Origin of the sequence: Methylobacterium aerolatum (assembly GCF_022179085.1) — a bacterium.
Lineage (GTDB): Bacteria > Pseudomonadota > Alphaproteobacteria > Rhizobiales > Beijerinckiaceae > Methylobacterium > Methylobacterium aerolatum.
Genome location: NZ_BPQE01000034.1, coordinates 76,043 through 98,285, shown reverse-complemented (window position 1 = coordinate 98,285; position 22,243 = coordinate 76,043). Strand labels below are relative to the sequence as shown.

The following is a 22,243-nucleotide window of genomic DNA, read 5'->3' as shown; positions in this document are numbered from 1 at the left end:
CTTGGTTCGGTTCACACCCTAAGGCGGTGCCAAGAAGAAGTTCGAGGGCAACTGGGTCAGCGTGGTGGAACGGCGGGGCGACGGCTGGCGAAATGGGGGATTGATCGAACCGGCGCTGCCTGTCCGCCACCGGCTGCATGTTCGGATGAGGGACCTCGGTCCGGGGCCTCACGTCCGTTCACCGGTCGGCGAGCTCCCCCTGGAGCCAACCCTGGAGGATCGCGAACTGGACGACCTGCGCCCGGCTGCCGATGCCGAGCCGGCCGCATGCCCGCGCCTTCTGAGCCTCCACGGCCTTCGGCGTGGTCGCGAGCCGGCTGGCGATCTCCTTGCTGGTGAAGCCGTACGCCACGAAGCGGAGGATTTCCTTCTCCCGCTCCGCCAAGGGCGCCGAAGCATCGCGGGCCGATTGATCGGGGTGGACCCGTCCGATGCCGGCGGCTTGCCCAGGCAACGACGGATCGACATAGATGCCCCCGGCCCGGACGGCGCGGACCGCCTGGGCGATGTTGTTGAAGGCGGAGCGCTTCAAAACGTACCCGCACGCGCCGGCCTCGAATGCCTGTTCGACGTAGACGCGGTTCTCGTAGACGCTGAGGATCAGCGACCGGGTCGGGCACTTTCCCTCGGCGAGCCTCCGGATCACCGTGACCCCGTTCAGGTCCGGCATCGCGAGGTCGAGGATGGCGACGTCCGGGCCAAGGTCGGTTACCGCCCGGATCGCGGCGGCGCCGCTGTCGACCGAGGCGACGACGTCGAACTCGCCGGTGCTCTTGAGCAGGTCCGCCACGCCGTGGCGGAAGACCGGATGGTCGTCCGCGAGCACGACGCGGACCGCGGTGTCGTCAGCCATCGGATGGGGTATCCCTCTCAAGCCTGACCCTGGCCGTCACCGAGGTGCCGGTGCCGGGGGTCGAATCGATGTCCAGCGTGCCGCCCACCAGGGAGATGCGCTCCCGCATCCCCACCAAGCCGAGCTTGCCCTGCGCCACCAGGGCATGGACGGACGCCTCGCCGGCCTCGAAGCCATTGCCGTCGTCCTCGACGGACAAGGTCAGGTGGCTCTCGCCGAAGATGAGCACGACGGAGACGGCGCTCGGTTGGCCCGCATGCTTCGCCACGTTGGTCAGCGCCTCTTGGACCAGTCGGAACAACGTGATCGCGTGATCCGGCGGCAGTTCCACCTCGACGTTGCCGACCTGGAACTCGACGGGACATCCGGTGACGCGGCCCCATTCCTCGACGAGGTACCGAAGTGCCGTGACGAAGCCGAACTCCTCCAAGGCCGCGGGGCGAAGCGCCAGCGTCACGCGCCTCAGAGCGTCGCCGACGGCCTGCGCCTGGTTCAACAACCGTGCGAGTTCGCCTCTGCCTTCAAGGGTCGTCAGGTGTGACTGAAGCCGTCTGAGCTGAAGCTTCAGGGCCATGAGATGCTGGCCGGCATGGTCGTGCAGGTCGCGGGCGAGCCTCCTCCGCTCGTCCTGCCCGGCCCTGTAGAGTTGGGCCAGCACCGCGTCGCGCTCGCCCTCGGCCTCGGCGCGGGCAGCAGCATCCCGCTTCAGTTGACCCAGCAGGCACTCGCGCTCCTCCATCAGCGATTGCAGCCGCTGCGCCTGCAACCGTCGCTCCCGCATCACGCGGCGGGCGTCGTGAAGCTTCGCGGCGAGGGCCTTGAAGCGGCGGTCGAACGCGATCCCGTCGAATTGCAGGAGGACCAGCGGCTTCTCGCCGAAAGCCGAGAATTGCGCGCGGACGCCACGGCAGGGATGTCGTTCAAGCCGACCGTCGACATGCCACAGGAACAGTGAGCCGGGGATCGAGGTCGCAGTCGTGAGGCAGCGGTCGAGATAGCGCTCGAAACCGGCGCGGGCCGCGTCCGGGAAAGGCAAGTGGCAGTCGATCCCGAGGCTTCCGAAGGTTTCATGGGCGGCAGCGTTCGCCGCCACGACGCCGCCACGGCGGTCGGTGAGCACCGTCGGGCTCGACACGAGATCGAGCAGGGTCTCGAAGTCGGACTTAACGGTCGCCCTTAGCATAATAGGACTGTCCCCCGCCGTCGCAGGCATTGGGTTCGAGGTCGATGACGATGCGGCATCCGCGTGAGCCGCGCGATGCCCGGTCGGCGAGGGTGACGCGCCCATAACCCTGGCTCTCCGCAACCATGTGCCCGATCACGTGAGAGGTCATCCTGCACATCGCGCGGGAGTCGAGGCCGAAACCGAGGAACGGGCAGCGCCTATCGTCCAGGACCACCTTCTTTTCCGACCTCTCGGAGATCGCGATATCCCCGCCCAGGTCCCTGTTCCAATCGAGCAACGCGTCCAGGGTCGCCGAGAGATCGAGACGCGCTGTGCCGGCGGCCGCTAGGTAACGGGCGAGGATCTGTTCCGCGACGGCCATTCCAACGAGGTTGACGAAGCCTTCGACTTCCCTGGGACCTACCGTATCGCTCAGTACATCGTTCAAGGAGCCCACCACCATGGCGAGAAATCGCTCCCGGCCGATAGAGACTTCGGCCGTCAGATTACTATGCTCCCCAATCGCCTCGACCATCACCGATTCCTCGTCGGCAGATAGTCTCAATATGCTCACAAAAACTCGAGCGCAACAATAATTCCCGCGAAATGAATTGCAATATATCTTTCTTACGTACTTATCGTCACCTCAGCAGAAGCGTGACAGATTTCAATCTATCGTTCCCGGAAAGTTCGACTGAACTGATCCTGCAGCGGTTTCACGAGATATGACAGGGCCGTCCGCTCCTCGGTCGCGACATGGACCTCCACGGGCATGCCGGGGAGGAGGCGCTTCCCCTGTCCGAGGCGCTCCCACTCACCCTCGTCGAGCTCGACATGTCCGACGAAGAAGGCTTCCTCACGGGCACCCTTCGTCGTCGACGGGGATACGTAGGAGAGCCGCCCCTTCAATTCGGGCGTCGTCCGCTGGTTGAACGCCGTGAACCTGACCTTCGCCGGGCGCCCGACCACGACTTGGTCGATGCTCGACGGCGCGATGTGGATCTCGATCTTGAGCCGGGCATCGTGCGGGACGACGGTCGCCAGTACGTCGGCCGGCGTGATGACCCCGCCCACCGTGAAGGTTTTCAGCTCGTGCAGTATGCCGGTGGCGGGCGCCTTGATGTCCGTGCGCGTTAGCCGATCCTCCAACGCGATGCGGCGATTGGACAGTTCGGACAGCTTGGCGTCGACGGTCGCGAGCTCGCGCTGCGCCTCGGTACGGGCGGTGTCCGCGATGGCAAGCACCTGCACCCGGATCTCGCTCGCCCGGACCTTGGCGCGGGCGATGGACGCTTCGAGCGACCCTTGCTCCCCCGCGAGCCGATGGCGGTCGCGGTTGATGGGCAGGAACCGTGATCCCTCGAAGAGCTGCTTGTCCACGAGGCCCTGCAGCTTCAAGTGCTCGCTGGTCAGGACCGTGAGTTCCTCGCGCTTGGCGTCCCTCTGCTTGACCAGGCCGGCGATCTCCTCGTTCACCTGCCCGATCTGGAGTTCGAGTTGCTGGCGCTGGCTGTCACGGCTGGCGAGGTTGCCTTGAAACAGGCGCATCTCGCCCTCGACGACAGAGCGCGCCTCCGGCATGTCCCCGAGCGGGAGGGGCGGGAACACGAGCACCCTGAGGCCGTCGCGTTCCGCGAGCAATCGGGCCTTCCTCGCCGCCATCTCGACAATCTGCCCCTTCACGATGGCGAGTTCCGCGCGGGTCTGGGCATCGTCGATGCGGATGAGGACCTGATCCGCCGTCACGGACTGTCCGTCATGGACGAGGATGGCCCCGACGACGCCGCCGTCCCGGTGTTGCACCGCCTTGGCGCGATGCTCCACCGCGACCGTGCCGGGGGCCATCACGGCACCGTTGAGGCTCGTCGTCGCGGCCCAACCCCCGAGGCCGCCGAGCAGCGCGGCCGACAACGCGAGGCTCATGGCGACGCGAGGGACGACCGAGAAGGTGGGTGGCGGCGCATGGTCGATCTCGGCCAGGTAGCGCGGGCTTCGGGTGCGGGCAGGCAACGTTGGCATGTTCGAGCCTTCCGTTCGTCAGGTGATGGAGGTCGGAGGCGGCGACGCGGGGCCGGCCTCCACGAACAGGAGAGTGTGCTGTCCGTCGAGCACGATGGTGGTCTCGAAGGTGTCGTCGTGGTCGAAGTCTGCGGTGATGACGGTGACGTCGCCGTCGTCGAGGTGGGCCGACTTGTACCGGATGCCGGACACCGAGCCGTCCTTGCGCTCCAACGCCTCGTCGAGCGACACGCCCGTCGCTCCGGGTGCGGCCTCGAAGAACGACCATTTCAGGAGGTCGATATGGTCTCCGACCGAAAAGTCGGTGATCTGGACGGCGCGGGTCGGTTCCCGGTCCCCGCCATGCGTGGCGAATTCGTAGTGGTCGTCCCCGTCGCCTCCCGTCAGGACGACGTCTTCGTCGCCGATGACGAAGTGGTCCCGCCCCGCGCCGGCCACGATCCGCTCGACGGACTCGATCTGGTCGTCCCCGAGTTCGGTCCCCGACACGACATGGCGGACGAGGTCGACGAGCAGGTCGCCGTTCGCATCGCCGAGGTCCAGCGTGTCGATGCCTTCGCCGCCGTCCACGCGGTCATCGTCCCCGTCCATCGCCATGACGATCAGGTCGTCCCCGCCGCCGCCCCGGACGACGTCGCGCCCGGAGCCGTCGCGAATCTCGTCGTGGCCCGAGCCGCCCTCGAGGACGTCGTCGTCGCCAAGGCCGGCGAGATGGTCGTTCCCGTCGCCGCCGTGGAGCCTATCCGCCCCCGCGCTACCGACGAGGCTGTCCGGGCCCGAGCCGGCCAGCACGACCTCGAGGGACCTCAATACGTCGCGGCCTATCTCGACACTGATCGCGGTGCCGCCGCCCAGATCGACGGCGACGCCGCCGCCGGTGCCCGTCAGGTCGAGTGTATCCACGCCGGACCCGCCGTCGAAGACGTCGTCCGCGCGGTCCAGGGCGGCGACGAGCACATCGTCTCCTTCCTGTCCGAGCACGACGTCGTTCCCGGTTCCATCCGAGATCAGGTCGTCGCCCTCGCCGCCTTCCAGCCGATCGTCGCCCGCGCCGCCGGACACCACATCCCGCCCGGAACCGGCGAGCACCAGGTCGCTTCCATCGCCGCCGTCGATACGGTCGTCGCCGCCACCGCCGTCGAGGGTGTCGTCACCGGTGCCGCCCGCGAGGACATCGGAACCCGCTCCCCCGTCCAGCAGGTCGTCGCCCTCATCGCCGAAGAGGGTGTCGTCCCCGTCCTCCCCGAAGATTCGGTCGTTCCCCGGGCCGCCCGACACCACGTCCCGACCGGCGCCGGCGAAGATCACGTCATGCCCCATTCCGCCGATGATCGTGTCGTTTCCGGCGCCGCCGACGATGTGGTCGTCGCCCGGTCCACCGTGGATCAGGTCGTCTCCGCCACGGGCATCGATGTTGTCGTTCCCGCCGCCGCCGCCGATCCGGTCGGGATACGGTGTGCCCAGGATCAGGTCGTCGCCGTTCGTCCCTGTCGTTTCATCGTGGATGCCGCCGTCGCCGACCGAGCCGGGGTTCAGCGCACGGTCGAGCACGTTCAAGGTCGCCGTCTGCGTGATGGCGAACTCGCCATCCGTGACTTCGTAGGTGAGCGTCACGAGGCCGATTGCGTCGCACTCGAAGAGCCATCCGTCACCATCGCGGACCAGCGTTCCGGATGAGGCGGTCACGCCCCGGATGGACAGTGCGTCGCCGTCGGGGTCGGAGACGCTGCGAAGGAGGTCGAGCGCCGCGATGGGGAGGGACGCGCAGCGCAGTGTGTCCGCCAGATGCAACGTTCCGGTTGAGACCGGGGCACGGTTGCGGCGTCCACCCGTCGTCTCGCCCGGCCCCGCTGGGTCGGTGGTCGACGGGCCGCCTCCGCTGTCCCCGTCCTGCGGCTGCCCGGGCAACTTCGGCCCGTCCCCGGTCGGCCCGCCGGGTTCGAGCGGGCCTCCGTCGGTCTTGTTCCGGGGCGGCGCGAGTTCGCTGGTGTGGGGGGACGGACGCGAACCGGCATCCTCATGGGAAGGGGTTCCGCGTCGGACGCCATGCCCGCCACCGCCGCCTCCACCGCCGGCAGGTGCCACGCCCCGGTTGTCGTTGATCGGGTTCGGGATGACCGGCGACGCCTTGAAGTCGGCGAGATCCGGCCCCGCCTCGGGGGCCGCGAACCGCAGGGATCGCACGCGGACGAACTCCAGCGCCTCGAACTCAAGCGCCTCGAACTCCAGCGCCGCGGAGACGCCTTGCGCCTCCTCGACAGAAGTCGAGGATCCCCTCGCGCGTGGATCGGGGAGCTCCTCGTCCTGCCGGTTGTCGGAAACGAGCTGGAGGGCTGGCTTGGGAAACGACGCTCCCGGCGGCTCTCCTCCGGCGCCCTCGCTTTCGGGCTCGGCGCGGGCCGGCTCATGGAAGAGGGACTTGAGATACGCGGCCACTGACGCGACGGCGAGGCCGAGGTAGTACGGCAAGCGGGACTTGGCTTCGCAGGGTTGCCGGGACCGTTCGCGCCCCTCGTCATGCGCGGCTTCCTCGGTCTTGGTGCCTTTCGTGATGATCATGCCATAGCCCGCTCCTCAAGGGAGCGCTCCCTGGTGACCTTGGCCGGTACGGTGCCTTGAGCGACTTCGCGGTTCGCCTTGCCGAGGATGGCTTCCTTCGGACCGAATGCGGTGAGCTTACCGTCCTGAATGACTGCGACGGTATCGACGGCGGCAAGGACGCTCGGGCGGTGTGCGATGACGACGGCGATGCCGCCGCGGGCACGGACGTCGAGGATCGCCTTGGCGAGCGCCGCCTCGCCCTCGCCGTCGAGATTGGAGTTCGGTTCGTCGAGCACGAGCAGGAAGGGGTCGCCGTAGAGCGCCCGTGCGAGCGCGATCCGCTGGCGCTGCCCGCCCGACAGGGCGGTCCCGAACGGACCCAGCTCGGTCCGGTACCCGTCCGGCATGCGCAGGATCATCTCGTGGACCCCGGCCGCACGTGCCGCCGCGACCACTTGGGCGGGGTCGGCGTCGCCGGCGAGGCGCGAGATGTTCTCCTCGACTGTCGCGTCCATCAGGCAGACCTCCTGCGGCACATAGCCGATGGTGCGCCCCAGGCTCTCTTCGTCCCATTGCGGCAGGTCGGCGCCGTCGAGGCGGATGCCGCCCCGCAGGAGGGGCCACACGCCGGTCAACGCACGGCCCAGCGTGGTCTTCCCGCCGCCGCTCGGGCCGATGACGCCCACGGCCTGCCCGGCCTTGAGCTCGAAGTTGATGTCCGACAGAAGCACCCGCCCCGAGCCCGGTGCCGCGACGGTCACCGAATTGACCCGCAAGGACATCCGCGGCGGCGGGAGCGGCATGGGCTCCTCGACGTTGGCGAGGACCGTCACCGTCTCCTTCAGCCGGGCGTACGCACGGCGGGCCGCGGCGATGGCCTTCCAGTTGCCGACCGTCTGGTCGATGGGTGCGAGCGCCCGCGCCGAGGTGATGGATGCCGCGATGATCGCGCCGGCCGAGAGTTCGCCTCCGATGACGAGGTAGGCGCCCAGCCCCAGCACGGCCGATTGCAGGATCATGCGCAGGATGCGGGACAGGGCGCTGAACGTCCCGGTCACGTCCGCGGTCCGGGTCTGGAGGACGAGATGCTCGTCGTTGGCCGCGCGGTACCGGTCCACCGCCCGCCCGGCGAACCCCATGGCCTTCAGGACGTCCGCGTTGCGTGCGTTGGTGTCGGCGACCGCGTTGCGGACGATCATCGCCTCCTGCGTCGCGCCGGCCCAGCGCCGCGTGAACAGTTCGGTCAGGATGGTGATGAACGTCAGCAGGATCGCGCCGCCGACCGTCAGCGCCCCGAGCCAGGGATGGAGCGTGTAGACGAAGACGAGGAAGACCGGCGTCCACGGCAAATCGAGGAGCGCCACCAGCCCGGGGCTGCCGAGGAATCCCCTGAGGGTGTCGACGTCGCGGCCGCGCTCCATCGCCTCCGACGTCGAGTAGCCGAAGCGGGGCATGTCGATGGCGACGCGATGGGCCAGCGGGGCGGCGCGCCGGTCGAGTTGCGCACCGACACGGACCAGGATCTGCAGCCGCAGAACCTCGAACAGCCCCTGCGCGACGTACAGTCCGATGGCGAGCGTGGAAAGGCCGACGAGGGTCGGCAGGCTGCCGCTCGGCAGGGCGCGGTCGTAGACTTGGAGCATGTAGAACGAGCCCGTGAGGGCCAGGACGTTGATGATGCCTGACATCCCGCCGAGGAATACGAACGGCATCGCGAGGCGCCGCGTGAGCCGTTCGGTGGATCGGGCTTTGGCCAGGTGTTTGCGGTCCCTGGGTCGCATGGCGATGGTCCCCCTGCGGACGGATGGGAGGGTCGGGCCCCGCGCGGGGCCCGACCGCCGTCAGAGCGTTCAGAGCGTGAAGTCCGCGGCCGTGGCGGCCGGGGCGCCCTTGATGGAGAACTTGAACTCCGGCGTTGCATCGCCCGCGGTGTTCCCCGCCACGACGGTGTAGTCGCCATCCGCGCAGTGCTCCTGGGTGATGAGCAGCTGCCCCACGCCCGTGAAGGCGGCCCCCGTCGCCAGGGTGAAGGCTTGGTCGCCGGCCACGCCCTGGTTCGCGTCGATGCCGCTGAGGTCGATCTTGTCGCCCGGCTGGAAGCTCGCGATGGTGTCGCCGTTGGCCGCCGCGGCCGAACCGAAGTGGTAGGTGTCCGCCCCGGAGCCCCCATCCATCACGTTCACCGCGTCGCTGGCGGTGATGTGGTCGTTGCCCGAGCCCGTCACGACGTTCTCGATGCCCCAGAGGACGTCGCTTCCGCTTTGGCCGCTGGCGGCGCTGCCGCGTCCACCCAGCCCGGTCCCGAGGTTCACCGCGATGTTGTCCATGATGGCGGACATGTCGAGCGTGTCGTTGCCGCCTCCTCCGCCGACCTCGTCCCCCCAATAGGTGTCGTTGCCGTCGCCGGTCTCCGCGACGAACAGGTCGTCGCCCCCACCGCCGATGACGTGATCGTCCCCGGCGCCCCCCGTCACGAGGTCGTTGCCGTCCCCGGCGAGGATGCGGTCCGCGCCCGCGTCGCCGTAGACCATGTCCGCGCCGTCACCGGCGAGGATGTCGTCGTTGCCGGCACCGCCGAATACGACGTCGCGACCCGCCCCGGCATCGACGAAGTCGTCGCCCGCCCCGGCCCTGACCACGTCCGCCCCGTCGCCGGCCAGGACGTTGTCGTCGCCCGCAAGGCCGAGGATCGTATCGCCGCCGGACGTGCCGACCAGGACGTCGTCGGCGGCCGTGCCGGTGACGAGATGCGGATCGGTCGAGGACGGGGGCGGCGTCACCCCGCCGCCGGCCTGCTGCTCGCCGGCCGTGCCGGTGCCCGCCTGGCCTCCGTCACCGCCGTGGTCGTCATGGCCGCCCGTACCTTCCGACCCTCCGGCACCCGACCCCGACGTGCCGCCGCTCCCGGCATGGACGCCACCGCCGTGCCCGCCGGACAGGTCGTCCCCGTGGACGGTGGAATTGGTGCCGTCCCCGGATGCGCCGTGCCCCCCCGATGTCCCGCCGGGGGTGCCTGCTCCTGTGCCGCCGCCGGCGGCTGAATGATCGTCAACGCCTCCCTGTTCGGTGGAGGTGCCCTGACCGGCCCCGGCCCCGGCACCGGCACCGGCACCGGCACCGGTCCCCTCGCCCTCGGTTCCGGTCCCGTGATCGGGGGTTGCGCCCGCACCGGCGCCCGCGCCGTCCCCGCCCGCGGCCTGACCGTCCCCGGCTCCGACGGCGAAGATATCCTCCTGCAGTCCCGTCAGGCCGGTGTTGCGGGCGACGATGTCGGAGAAGCTCTGGCCATCGACGATGTTTTGGTAGAAGTCAAAGTTGTCGAATCGCTCCAGGTAGTAGAACCGGTCTCCCTCCTGCAGGCGGTCGAACTGCTCCTGCAGCACGACCCAGAAGGTCTGGCCGACCATGCCGCCGTTGATGTGCTTCTCGGCGAGGCCGCCGACCCAGAGGTCGACCCGGTCGATGCCGGAGACGATCTTGGTCCCGTTCGGCCCGTCATGCAGGATGATGTCCGGGTTCACCGCCGCGAAGGATGCCTGCTCGGCCGCCGTGGCGAGGGCGAGATCGGGATAGGCCTGCTTGAACTGCGCGATGACCGCGTCGCTCAGCCCGTTGCGGGCCTGGAAGTCTTCCCAGGACGTGTAGGGGTCGAGGTTACCGGCATAGCCCACGGCCTCGCGGACGTAGGGGTCGCTCGATGCTTTCAGGTCGGCCCTGACCTGGTTCAGGGTGCCGAGCCCGACGTCGCGCCCCCGCGCCACGTTGAAGGCGAAGAGGTCGGCGTTGATGCGCACGAGGTCGTTGCGCACCGCGTCCACGATATTGAAATCGACCTCCTCGGCCGGCTGCGTCGCCACCCCGGCGAGGATGGCGCCCGCCCCGAGCTGAGCGTAGCCCGGCTGCGGCACGTAGCCGGGAGGCAGGGGGCCCGTGAAGGCGCCGGCCTCGTTCGTCGGATTGAGGAAGGCGTCGACGAGGGCGACCTGGTGAGGCTGTCCGTCCGCGCCGATCACGGTGAGCGTCTGCCCGATCAGCGAGTGGCCGACGCGGTAGACCGCCGACGCGAACTCTTCCGAGATGCGGGCGTCGACCGAGGGGTTGTACCCGGCGTCGCCATGGCTGCCGCTTCCCTTGATGCCGCCGATGAGGTGGTCCGCGAACTCCGTGAAGACGACGCGCTGGTATTCCGCCTCGTTGATCATCTTCGCAGCCTGGAACACCTCCTCGTCCGTGCCCTGGAAGCCCGACTGCAGGAGGTTCTCGACGTGGAAGTTGTGGTTCCGCGCCCAGACCGTGTGCATGGCCGTGAGAGACACGTTCTCGTTCGCGCGACCGTCCCCGGCGACGTAATGGTCGAGGAGGTTCACGAAGGGGTTCGCGTCGAGGAGGAGCGCATGGCCACTGCCCATGAAGTCGGCGGCCATCGCCTTGACGATCCCGGCGTTGAATGCGCCGGTCGCCGGATCGACCAAGGACGCGGCGGGCTGACCCGCCGCGACGTAGTTCGAGTAGTAGTCCCGGAAGCTTACCGAGCCCCCGGGCAGCGACGGGTCGTGGAACACCGTGTTCGCGTCCCAGTGGTGCTGGATCACCGCGCGCAGCGTCGGCAGTAGGCTGAAGGTGGGATTGGACGGGTCCGGTGGCCCGGCCAGCAGGTGTGCCCCCACGCCCTGGTGTCCGTCGCTCTCCCGCAGGAATTGGCCCACGAGCTCGTGCGATCCGTAGGCTTGGTTCTGGTCGACGAACGGCGAGGTCTTGTTGAGGTGTCGCGGCACCCCATTCGCGTCGAGGGAGGCGACCGCGCCGCGGGTCAAGTCGACCGGGTTGTCGCTGGTCGGGCTCCGGAGCGAGCCGGGCCCGCCGATCTCGATGGTGCCGTTCGTTGCGGACTTCGGCAGGAAGTCGAGGCCGTGGTCGAAATACTGGCCGAACGCCATGAAGAAGATGTTCGCGCCGTCGGCCTGTTTGGGGAGGTTGGCCTCCTGGGTGCCGAGGATGTTGCTGATGGCGCGCGGGTCGAGGCCGGCGAAGATCGGGTTGACCTTACCGTTATTGGTCGCCGGATCGTAGTCGCCGTAATGCGCCTGCGTGAGCCGGATGAACGGCTGGTCGGCCGATCCGTATTCGGGATGAGCGATATTGTTGCCAGCCCCGGAGAGCTGGCGGACGCCCGCCGCACCCTCGGCATCGTCGCCCCCACCGACCGGCTGCCCGGTGACGAGACCCTTGAGGCCGGCGAGGTCCGTGGCCGTCAGCGTGAAACTGGCAACCGCGCCGGCCCCATCCCCGGTTCCGCCGCTTCCGCCGCCCCCGCCACCAGCGGCGGGCGTAGTGCCGAAGGTCGGCGTCCCCGTGCTCGCGAAGGTGACGCTGTGCGTACCGTGGGTCAGCGTCGTCATGCCGTTGGCATGGCTCTCGGTGTAGTCGGCCCGTGTCGTGCCCGGCGCCAATTCGATCACGTCCTGCGGGCGCAGCGTGCCTACGAGGGTGTCGACCCCGCCGCCCGAGCGGAACACAATGCGGTGGGCCGAGGTGAGGCCGGAGATGTCGACGGTGTCGTCGCCCACGGTGCCGTCGATGGTGATGGTGTTGAAGTTCAGGCTTGTCGGGGTGAAATCGCCGATCACCCGGATGGCATCGCCGGCGCTCGTCCCCCCGGCGGCCCCGCCGGGCGAGGTCACCTGAAGGGTGTTGACGCGGATCTCCTCGACGTTGTCGAGTTCCGCCACGATGCTTGCGGCGTCCGTCCCGTTGCGGGTGATCACGATCTCGGTGTTGGGGTTGAGGGCGGTCGCCACGTTCCCCGCGACGCCGACCCACGCAGCACGCGAGTAGACGCGGAAGGTTTCGGCCGCGGCACCGCCATTCACCTGGAATGTGTCGACCCCGGCACCGCCATCGACGAAGTCCCGGCCGCCGCCCGGTCCCCACGTCACCGTGTCGGCACCGCCGCCGGCGAAGACCAGATCGTCCCCCGCTCCGCCGGCGAGGGTCTCCCCGGCGGCGGAGCCCACCACGATGTCGGCCCCGGCCGTCCCTGCCGCGCCGATGGCGAACACGTCTCCCCCCCCGTCTTGCAGGAACTCGACCCCGGTCAGGGTATCGCGTCCGTCACCCGCCGCGCCGAGGTTGTCCGTCACAGTGATGACCGCGCCGGCGCGCTCGAACGCGTAAGCTTCGACCGGGCCGGTGACGAGCACCGTATCGGTCCCCGCACCGCCGTCGACGACGTCGTTGCCGGCTCCTCCCGAGAGTTGGTCGTCCCCCGTCCCGCCCTGGAGCGTGTTGTCACCCGTACGGCCGACGAGAATGTCGTCGCCGTCGTTGCCGCGCAGGACGTCGTTGCCGGCGCCCCCGTCGAGTCGGTCGTTCCCGTCGCCGCCGTCGACGACGTCGTTGCCCGCATCGGCCCTGATCCTGTCGTCGCCCGCGAGGCCCAGGATCACGTTGGCACCCGTCGAGCCGTCGAGGTTCTCGTTGCCGGCGGTGCCGACGAGGCCGGTCTCAGCGGTCGGCGTCTGCTGCGGCCCCGTCACGCCTGCGAGCGTGCTCGTCCAGGTCGCGACGGCTCGGACCTCGACGTTCGGGACGATCGGCACGAATCGGTCGCCCGGCACGCCCCCGGGCGCGTCCGCGACGGTCCCGTCCCCTGCGGTGGCGGCCCGCCAGGTCCCGTCGGCATTGAGAACCTGCCAAGCGACCGTCACCGGCCGGCCGGCGGCCAAGCCGGTGAAGGCAGCGTTGAACGCCCCGACGTCCCCGTCCGGGGCGACGAGGTTGAACCGTGCGAAGGGCTGGTCGAGGACAAGCTTCACATCGATCGTGCCGTCCGCGAACTGTAGTCTCTCGATGTTGTGGAGCGTGTCCGTTCCATCGGAGAGCTTGGTCACGGCGCGAGCCGAGAAACCGGTATGCTCCACGCGGAGGCTGCCGTCGCCAATATCCGTGAACGTGTAGTTGGCGCGCACGTCGGAGAACACCGCCGTATCGACGTCTTGACCTTGGCCGGCGTCGACGATCTCGCGGACGATGTTGAGTTGCCCCGGATTGACGGCCCTCGTCATCAGGGCCTCCTTGAGGGTCATTCCGTTGAGGTAGAGGGGTCCTGTCCCGCTCGCGAGCCCGGCAGGGGTCGTGAACATCTTGCCGGCAAGGCTGTCGGCCGTCGCGATCTCGGTGCCGGCGGCGTCGCGGATGCTGATCCGCACGTTGAGCCACCGGTCGCCGTCGATGATGTCGTTGCCGGCTTTGCCGGTGAACGTGTCGCCGCCGGCCCCGCCGAGGAGGATGTCGTTGCCGGTCTGGGGGTCGAATACCGTCGTGTCCGGCGGGAGGGCAGCGAACGCGGTCGCGTCGCCACCCGTCGTCTGTCCCCGGAGCGCGGCGGGCGTCAGTTTCAGGAGCGCCTCAAGCCCGTCGATCAGGGCGACGTTCTGCGACAGCAGCATGCTGTCGGTGGGAGGGGCGTTGATGATGCCGGCGAGGCCGGGGCCGTTCGCCCCCGTCGGCCTGTCGGTCCCGATCAGCGTGTCGTCGTGCTTCCATCCCGAGGCCGCCTCCACGGAGTCGTTGCGGTCGCGCAGGATCAGGGCAGGCTGCGTCGCGAATTGCGAGATGCCGAGGTCGATCACCCCGTCGTTGGGGTCGCCCTTCTGGATGACCCAGTCGAAGCCGAGCATCCCGTTGTTGCGCTGGATGCCGGGGCCCTGGACCATGATGTCGTCGCCGGACTCGCCATCGTAGTCGGTGTCGTTGCCCTGGCCGTTCAGGACGTCATGGCCGATGATGATGCTGTTGAAGAACAGCTGCGAGTTCTCGCCCGAGAGGCTATCGAAGCCTTCGCCGCCCTCGATCCAGTCGTCGCCCTCGTTGCCCATCAGGCCGTCGCCGGCGCTGCCGCCGAGGACGAAGTCGTCGCCGCGCCCGGCGAACACCTCGACGGGGTCCGTCGAGTGGGTGATGAAGTCCTTGCCGCCGCCGCCGAACAGGATGTCGAGCCCCGGCCCGCTGGAGATGGCATCGTTGCCCTCGCCGCCGCGGATGAACTCGTCGCCGAACGGGTCCTCGATGACGTCGTCGCCGTCCCCGCCGAAGATCTGGTCGGATTCCATCCCGCCGTTGAGGTAATCGTCCCCGCCGTCGCCCCAGAGGGTGTCGATGCCCTTGTCGCCGATCAGGCGGTCGTTGCCTTCGGTGCCGCCGAGTACGACGTGCTCGCCGCCGCTGAACTTGAGCGTGCCGCCGTCGGCATGGCCGTCGCCGTCGACATCGGCCCCGGGCGCCACGCGCACGACCTTCGGGTCGATGATCTGGAGGAGGGCGTCGTCCTGCGTCGGGTCGTCCCCGATCTGCTTGGACTGGTTGAGTTCCAGGATGTGGTCCGCTCGGTCGAACAGCGAACCGTTCAGGTGCGAGGACCCCTCGGTGCCCAGGTCGGTGTTGCGCTGGACGAGCGCCGAGAACGTGTTGGCCTCCAGTTCGTTTAGGAGGTTCATGCCCTGCGTACGGCTGAGGTAGTAGAAACGGTCGCCGTTTTGCAAGTTCTCCATCTGCGTCTCGAAGACGAAGTTGAAGGTGTTGCCCAGCATACCGCCGAACTCCATCTTCTCCTCGGCGAGGCCGCCGATCCAGAAGTCGACCTTGTTCAGGCCGGAATTGGCGGCGTTCCACGCGCCCGTGCCGTTCAGGAAGTCGAGGCGGTCGGCGGCCGGCTGGATGGTGTGGGCCTCGTTGACGTTGGGGGTGGCCGGGTCGTCCGGCACGTTGACCGGGGTTCCGAAAACCAGGGCGGTCGCCGCCGCCCGTTTGCCCGCGAGCGTCGTCTCCTGCGTGACGAGGTCGTGCTGGCCGTAGGCCGCGATGAAGTTGATGACGGAGGCTGGGTTCTTGATGTTCTGCGCGAAGTCGACCCAGCTCGTGTACGGCTTGAGCTTCACGTCCGAGGTCATCGCGTAGAACTCGGCGCGCGCCTCGTTGAGGGACGGCACTCCCTGTTCACGCGCCCGCGCCATGTTGAGGACGGCGAGGTCGAGGGGGAGCCCGAGCAGGTTGTTGCGCAGGGAGTCGACCACGAACTCGTCGATCTCGTTGCCGATCTGGCGTGTCATGCCACGGATGATGGCGCCGGCGGCGGCGTCGGTGTCGATGCCGCTGGCGGTGAAGGCGAGCGGGTTCAGGAACGCCTCGATCAGGCCGAGTTCTTGGTTGCCCGGCGCGTTCGGGTCGGCATCCACCGGCTGCATGTCGAAGCCGAGGCGGTCGACGGTATCGCCGAGCATCGAGTGCCCGAACCGGTAGACGACGTGCGCGAATTCGGCGGTGATGGCCGGATCGAGATCGGCGCTGTTGGTGAAGACGAACGGATCGACGTTCGGCTGCACCGTCCGGGCGAACTCCTCGAACACGAGGTGCTGGTACTGCATCTCGGTCACGAACTTCGCCGCCTGGAACAGACGCTCGCCGTCCCATTGCAGGTCGGCGACCTGTTCCGGCGTGGTGGGAAGAGAGGTGACGTCGACCCGCAGCCACTCGTTGATGAAGGCGAGGTCACCGGAGGCGAGGATCGTCGCCTTGTTGGCCTCGACGAGCCGGTTGTGCTCCGAGTGGAAGATCGTGTGGACGGCGGTGAGGCCGATGTTCTCGTTGCCGCGCCCGTCGCCGGTGATGAAGTGGCGGTCGAGCAGCTCGTTGTCGTAGGTCGCGCGGGTCCCGTCGGGGCCGACCGGGATGGCGTTGCCGATGTCGGTGTCGGCATCCGCCGCGACGGGCCGCCCGCGCACCACGGGATCGGCGGTGTTGGCGATGTCGTCGAGGAAGGCGTGGCCGGTCATGACGGCGCCGGTGGTACGGATGCCCTCGGCGGTGCCCTCCTTGAACCACGTGGTCGCGTGGGTCGCATCCGGCTGCATCAGCATCTGCGCGTAGCCGTTCGGCCCGGGGATGAACTTGCCGTAGGGGTCGGTCTTCAGCACCGGCACGTTGTGGATGTCCGTGTCGACGAGCTCGATGCCAAGCATCGCCTTGGCCTGCGCCTTCACCTCCGCCCAGTTGGCGATGGCCTTGCCGTCCGCACCGCCGTTCAGGAGCCGGCCCGTCGCGAATATGAGCGGATTGGCGATGCCGTCGTTCGGGGTCGGGTCGACGCGGACGTACTCGCGCAGGAAGACTTGGTGGGATGGGTGCGAGGTGTAAGTCTGGTTCTGGTCGATCCATGGGGTCGTGGTGTTCATGGACTCGCGGGTGTCGTCGGCCGTGCCGATGACGCCGTCGGCACCTGGCCCGGGCACCGGGGTCGCCCGCGTCAGCGTCATGAAGCGCTGGGCCTCTGGCAGGTCGTCCGCCGTGCCGAAGGTGCCGTCCGCGCCCGCGATCAGCGGGTCGTCCGGCATCAGGGGCACGATGACCGAACCGTTGCCGCCCTTCGTGACGAGGTCGAGCCCGTGGTCGAAGAACTGCCCGAACAGGGTCATCCAGCCGTTGAAGGGGGGCGACAGTCCGATGTCCGGCGACTGGTTCGGGATGAAGGCCAGTTCGGCCGCAGTCGGGACGTAGCCCTGAGGCGGCGCCTCGCCGTTGTGGGCGTCGGCATACGCCTGTTGAGCGATGGGGTTGGACCTCCAGGCGTCGATGGCCGCCGGGTTGTGCGGGCTCATGTCCGAGATGAGGTTGCTGGCGGTCCGGATGCTGGTGTCGATGACCGTGCCGGGCTTGGAATAGTCGTTGTTCGAGACGCTGCCGCCGGGGGCCGGGCCATTCGTGTCGAACGAGCCGCTTCCGGTGGTGTACTGCGCCGGCAGGAGTCGGGGGAACGGCTGGTCCGCCGCGCCCAGCGAGCTCTGGCCCGGCAACAGGTTGTTGTTGCTGCCGTCCACCGCCCGCAACCCGAACGGCAGCAGGGCGGCGGACTGGCCGATGATGTCCTGCAGGGTCCGGGTGTTCCCGGGTGCCGTGAACTCCTCGGCGATCTGGATCTGCTTGAGGATGTGGCGGAGGTCGTTGGTGTCGACCGTGAACGTGACGGACATGATCGTCTCCATTGCCCATGGCTGAAGGGCGGGACGCAGCGCTCGCGCGCCCCGGAAAAGGGGGAGGACCTCGGATCAAGCGTCGACGCTCGGCTTGCCGGGTCGATCTGCCGGTATCTCTCGTGCAGTGACGCACTCACTTCGTTTATGCGTGACTGCACTAGATCATTGTTTTTGCATCAATTTTTCCAGTCTCGGCGGATGCCTTCGACTGGATCGATGCACTCGGAAGGTGGCGGCTTACCGCGCTGATGCAGGCCACTGCCCTCGGCTCGATCCGGCACGATGGCCGGCCTCGACGGAGGCTTGAGCGAGCGTGGCGTCGGTCGCGGCGAATTCCCTGATCGATTACCCATCGGACGCATCCCGTAAGATGAGACTGGGGTTCGACTGTGCCCGGCTGGATGAACCCTGACCGTTCGGGACATCATGCACATCAGCACTCGCAAGTAAGGAAAAATTAACCCCCGCTGCTCCGGAAAAAGCATGCGAGTGTAGGTTTTTCCTTCGTCGAGCTGCCGGTCGAGGACAGGTTGAAACCTCGCCACCGCGTCGCCAGACGGGCAGAATGATCTGCCTGGCGAGAACGATGCATTCCAGTTCGAGAAGGTCATGACGCCTTCCCAGCCGGTGCCGACTACCTTGGATTAGATTGGCAAAGGATGGACCAACGGCCGCTTCGGAAAAGCGCCTTCAGCGTGCCGAAGAGGTGCTCGACCGTCTGGCGCCGGACCCGCATGGCCCGCGGATCGCCGTCCAACCGGCGCTCCCCGGCCTCCAGTGTTCCCCGGCGAGGTGATGCGGTTGTCACGGCGATGGGCGGAAAAGCGCTTCGCGGACCTGCGTCATCACAACGAGCCCCCGAAGGGCGGCCATTTCGCGGCCACGGAAAACCCACTGGCCTTGGTCGCAGATGTGCGCGCGACGTTCGCGAAGATCGGAGAGTTCCAAGTCCATAGGATTCTCACGCGAGGTTATCAGCGTGGACAAGAGTACGTCCGCATCCTAGCCTGACGTTCGATACCCGCGCGATCTCAACTAACATCGCCCAACGACCGAGAGGGACCGCTTTCGGGAGGAAGCAACAACTCTCGCGACGGTGGAAATGGGTCGACACCAGACCCAAAACCTCGGGTCCCGACCATCGGCCGGGGAAACCGGCGTGGGCATCGCATCCAAAGCCCGATGCCCACCCCGAGCCGAAATTACCGGATGGCTGAAGGCCGGCCGCTTTGGAGAAGCTCCGACAGTGATCCTGGCGGCTGAGTTGGGTCGAAACCGGCCCCGCCCATCGTCAAGCCGACCGCACTCTGCCATAAGCGACACACCGGTAGGCACCGCCCCCGATCTCCCCCCGGAACCGCTTCCGGGTGCGATCCTCCGTTGACTGCAGCACAACGCGGTCATGCCGCCGCGCCACGCCTTCCCCGGCCTCATCGAACACGCCGACGCTGCGGGCGTCGCCCTGTTCGCCGCCGCCGTGGCCCTGCCGGAGGACGGCAGCGCGCCCGAGTGGGTGACGGTGTTCCCGAAGGTCGGCCGGGTCGAGACCCGCGACGGGCGGGCCTTCGAGGTCTCCGCCGCGACCCTGATGGCGGCCTTCACCGAGGACGCGATCAAGATCCCCGTCGATGTGAACCACGCCACCGACGCCGCCGGGCTGTTCGGCGGCGAGGCCCCGGCGGTCGGCTGGGGCGTCGAATTGCGCGAGCGGGACGGCGGGCTCCAGCTGAAGGTCGACTGGCTCGACCGGGGCCGCGAGATCGCGACGCTGATCGAGGGCGCGCTGAAGGAGCGCAAGATCGTCCCCGCCCAGCGGGAGCACCTGGAAAAACTCTGCGCGACCGATGAGGGGCTCGCGGGCGTCACCGCCATGCCCGCGGCCACCGCGCCCGGCCTCCAGCCCTCCGGCCTCGACGGACGCCACGCGCCCGAGGGCCGTGAGAGGGCGGTTCAAGCGCGCTTCACGCGGGTGGGGCGCGGCGTGGAGGTGATGACAGGTGAAGCTGCGCGCGGTGCCATGTGATTTTGCGCGCTACAGATGCGCTCGCTCGTGCGGTTGCGGAAGAACCAATCGAGCGCCGCGGGTAGCATCGCAGGTAACGGAAATGAGGCCTGGGGAGACCGGGGCCGGAATGGCCAGTGATCTCACAAGACGAAACGACACACCCGCCTCAAAGCGGTCGAGCTAAGTCATTGTTAAGACGAAACCTTCGACGACCACCAGGCTCACGCCGATTGCGTAAGAAACCTTGGTGGAGCTGAGGGGATTCGAACCCCTGACCTCCGCAGTGCGATTGCGGCGCTCTCCCATCTGAGCTACAGCCCCGTCGAGGCGACGGCCTTGTAGGCGCGGTCGCTTCAGCCTGTCAATTCCCGTCTCGCAAGTCTGTCCCGTCTTCTGTCGGGATCGGCAGGCGGGCGTGCCCTTCCGGACATCGCGCAGCCCGCATGAACGCCCTGATCTGGCTCTTCGATACGGTCGTCCAGCTCTTCATCTACGTGCTCATCGCGAGCGCGGTGCTGAGTTGGCTCGTGGCCTTCAACGTCGTGAACGTGCGCAATCCCATCGTCGCCCAGATCGGAGAGGTGCTCTACCGGATCACCGAGCCCGCCCTGCGGCCGATCCGCAACCTGCTCCCGAACCTCGGCGGCGTGGATATTTCGCCGATCATCCTCATCCTCCTGCTGCTGTTCATCAGCCGCCTGTTGCACGAATATGCCGTGCCGCAGACCTACATCTATACCCGCTGAGGAGCAGCCGTCGTGAAAACCAATCCCGGCCGCTTCTTCGAGGATTTCCGCCTCGGCGAAACCATCCGCCACGCCACGCCGCGCACCGTCACGACCGGGGACGTGGCCCTCTACACCGGCCTCTACGGGCCGCGCTTCGCGGTGCAGTCCTCGGACGCCTTCGCCCGGGCGATCGGCTACCCGCAGAGCCCGCTGGACGACATGCTCGTCTTCCACGTGGTGTTCGGCAAGACCGTCCCCGACATCTCCCTGAACGCGCTCGCCAATCTCGGCTATGCCGAGGGCGGGTTCCGCCGCCCGGTCTATCCGGGCGAGACGCTCTCCACCGTCTCCGAGGTGATCGGCCTGAAGGAGAGTTCCAACCGCCAGACCGGCGTCGTCTATGTCCGCTCCACCGGTGCGGACGAGCGCGGCGAGACCGTGCTGAGCTATTGCCGCTGGGTGCTGGTGCGAAAGCGCGACCCAGAGGCGGCGATCGCCCAGGAGCACGTGCCGACGCTGGCGAAGGCGGTCGATCCCAAGGACCTCGCCAACGCCCTCCCCCCCCTCCAGGCCGGGGCCTACGACACCGCGCTCTCCGGCAGCCCCCACCGCTTCGGCGACTACGCCGCGGGCGAACGAATCGACCACGTCGATGGCATGACCGTCGAGGAGGCCGAGCACCAGATCGCCACGCGCCTGTTCCAGAACACCGCCAAGGTCCATTTCGACGGGCTCGCCGCGAAGGACACCCGCTTCGGCAAGCGGCTGATCTACGGTGGCCACGTGATCTCCCTCGCCCGGGCGCTCAGCTACAACGGGCTGGCCAACGCCTTCGCGCTGGCCGGCATCAATGCCGGGCGGCACGTGGGCCCGCTGTTCGCCGGCGACACGGTCTATGCCTGGAGCGAGGTGCTGGAGACGGCCGATGTGGGCCGGCCGGATGTCGGCCTGCTGCGCCTGCGCACCGTGGCCACCAAGAACCAGCCCTGCACCGACTTCCCCGACAAGCACAACGACGGCTACGACCCCGCCGTGATCCTCGATCTGGATTACTGGGCCTTCGTGCCGAAGTAGGTCTGAGCCCTCACGGCGCCGACCGAGGGTACCGGAAAGCGCCGGTTCCGAACGCGGCGGCCACGGCGGCTGCGATCGCTCGGTGGTGCGGTCGGTCCTCCTCGAACCGGTTCTCCACGATGCAGCCGTCCTCGACGCGAAGCACCACGGTCGGAACGCGTTCGCTGTTGTCGTAGATGAGGGAGCCGTGGGCGAGCGGCAGGGCACTCGCGAGTTTGGCGAAGGACCGCGGGCTGCGCCGCCGGATATCGCTCTCGGGAATATCGTGCCCTCCGCGGGCGACCCGCTCGGCGACGCGACGGACGTTCAGATCCGGCGTCGCCAGCGCGACGAAGACGAGGCCGACCTCGTAGCCGCAGGCCCGCGCCCGACGCAGGAGGGCGATCGCGTGGTGGCTGCTCAGGGTGGTCTCGAACACGAAATCGCCGCGCGTCGAGACCACGCGATCGAGACGGGAAATCGCAAGCCTCGCCGCCCGGGCCTTGCCGCATCCGGTGGCGCGGGCGATCTCGTCGGCTTAATGAACTCACCGGCCGGCTGCAGCAGACCGAAGATGCTCGATTTGCCGGATCCATTGGGTCCGGCAATGACCGTACAGACCGGGAGGCGGCCTTCAGGCGCGGGGACCAAAGCTCTCGACGACCTCATCCGTCGTTCCGGGCTTCAGGCGATGACGAGACCCGTCAGGCATCTCCTTGATGATGCCTTCGCCCAGGGAGGGATCCATGTAATAGGCCGCGACACCGGCCCGCCGGGCCGCATCGATGGCACGGGCTCCAACCTGCCTGACGGCCGATTCGTTCTTCCGGACCTGCTCGAACAGCATCATGG

General features: G+C 68.1%; 12 protein-coding genes and 1 tRNA gene. 3 read left to right on the top strand and 10 right to left on the bottom strand.

Annotated features, from left to right (window positions below; genetic code table 11):
• Nucleotides 1-178: 178 nt before the first annotated feature.
• From MFF06_RS20620 to MFF06_RS20590, 7 genes are all read right to left on the bottom strand, one after another.
• Nucleotides 179-853: a response regulator transcription factor gene (locus MFF06_RS20620; protein ID WP_238207571.1), complete on the bottom strand. Its 675-nt coding sequence runs from the start codon at nucleotides 851-853 to the stop codon at nucleotides 179-181.
• Entirely contained in the window at nucleotides 846-2,036 is a 1,191-nt protein-coding gene (locus MFF06_RS20615) for a sensor histidine kinase (protein WP_238207568.1), read from the bottom strand. The genes MFF06_RS20620 and MFF06_RS20615 overlap by 8 nt, the downstream gene beginning before the upstream one ends.
• Nucleotides 2,017-2,553, bottom strand: a complete 537-nt coding sequence (locus tag MFF06_RS20610) for a methanogen output domain 1-containing protein (protein ID WP_238207567.1) — start codon at nucleotides 2,551-2,553, stop codon at nucleotides 2,017-2,019. Before MFF06_RS20610 ends, MFF06_RS20615 begins: the two co-directional genes overlap by 20 nt.
• A 137-nt stretch (nucleotides 2,554-2,690) precedes the next feature.
• Nucleotides 2,691-4,037, bottom strand: coding sequence for an HlyD family type I secretion periplasmic adaptor subunit (locus tag MFF06_RS20605; protein WP_238207565.1), 1,347 nt, complete (start codon nucleotides 4,035-4,037; stop codon nucleotides 2,691-2,693).
• Between the two features lie 18 nt (nucleotides 4,038-4,055).
• A complete protein-coding gene (locus MFF06_RS20600; RefSeq protein ID WP_238207563.1) occupies nucleotides 4,056-6,596 on the bottom strand; it encodes a calcium-binding protein in 2,541 nt (846 codons plus the stop codon).
• Nucleotides 6,593-8,359: a type I secretion system permease/ATPase gene (locus MFF06_RS20595; protein ID WP_238207561.1), complete on the bottom strand. Its 1,767-nt coding sequence runs from the start codon at nucleotides 8,357-8,359 to the stop codon at nucleotides 6,593-6,595. Before MFF06_RS20595 ends, MFF06_RS20600 begins: the two co-directional genes overlap by 4 nt.
• 69 nt (nucleotides 8,360-8,428) lie before the next feature.
• On the bottom strand, nucleotides 8,429-17,602 hold the full coding sequence (locus MFF06_RS20590; RefSeq protein ID WP_238207559.1) for a peroxidase family protein: 9,174 nt from the start codon (nucleotides 17,600-17,602) through the stop codon (nucleotides 8,429-8,431).
• A 1,405-nt stretch (nucleotides 17,603-19,007) separates the two neighbouring features.
• Between MFF06_RS20590 and MFF06_RS20585 the strand changes: the two genes are divergently transcribed.
• Nucleotides 19,008-19,628 carry a phage protease gene (locus tag MFF06_RS20585; RefSeq protein ID WP_238207557.1) on the top strand — a complete coding sequence of 207 codons (621 nt, stop codon included), beginning with the start codon at nucleotides 19,008-19,010 and terminating at the stop codon, nucleotides 19,626-19,628.
• 227 nt (nucleotides 19,629-19,855) lie between these two features.
• Here MFF06_RS20585 and MFF06_RS20580 read toward each other — a convergent pair.
• A tRNA-Ala gene (locus MFF06_RS20580) sits at nucleotides 19,856-19,931 on the bottom strand.
• Nucleotides 19,932-20,053: 122 nt separating this feature from the next.
• On the opposite strand from MFF06_RS20580, the gene MFF06_RS20575 reads away from it, so the two are divergent.
• Both MFF06_RS20575 and MFF06_RS20570 read left to right on the top strand, forming a co-directional pair.
• Nucleotides 20,054-20,356: a YggT family protein gene (locus tag MFF06_RS20575; RefSeq protein WP_238207555.1), complete on the top strand. Its 303-nt coding sequence runs from the start codon at nucleotides 20,054-20,056 to the stop codon at nucleotides 20,354-20,356.
• A gap of 12 nt (nucleotides 20,357-20,368) precedes the next feature.
• Nucleotides 20,369-21,412 (top strand): MaoC family dehydratase, encoded by a 1,044-nt coding sequence (locus MFF06_RS20570; RefSeq protein ID WP_238207554.1) that lies wholly within the window; start codon nucleotides 20,369-20,371, stop codon nucleotides 21,410-21,412.
• Nucleotides 21,413-21,422: 10 nt separating this feature from the next.
• Here the strand turns inward: MFF06_RS20570 and MFF06_RS20565 are convergent, their stop codons facing one another.
• Both MFF06_RS20565 and MFF06_RS20560 read right to left on the bottom strand, forming a co-directional pair.
• A complete protein-coding gene (locus tag MFF06_RS20565) occupies nucleotides 21,423-21,920 on the bottom strand; it encodes an ATPase (protein WP_283207298.1) in 498 nt (165 codons plus the stop codon).
• 105 nt (nucleotides 21,921-22,025) lie between these two features.
• The gene (locus MFF06_RS20560; RefSeq protein WP_238207549.1) at nucleotides 22,026-22,241 is read right to left on the bottom strand and encodes a cupin domain-containing protein; all 216 of its coding nucleotides are present in this window, start codon (nucleotides 22,239-22,241) and stop codon (nucleotides 22,026-22,028) included.
• Nucleotides 22,242-22,243 lie beyond the last annotated feature (2 nt).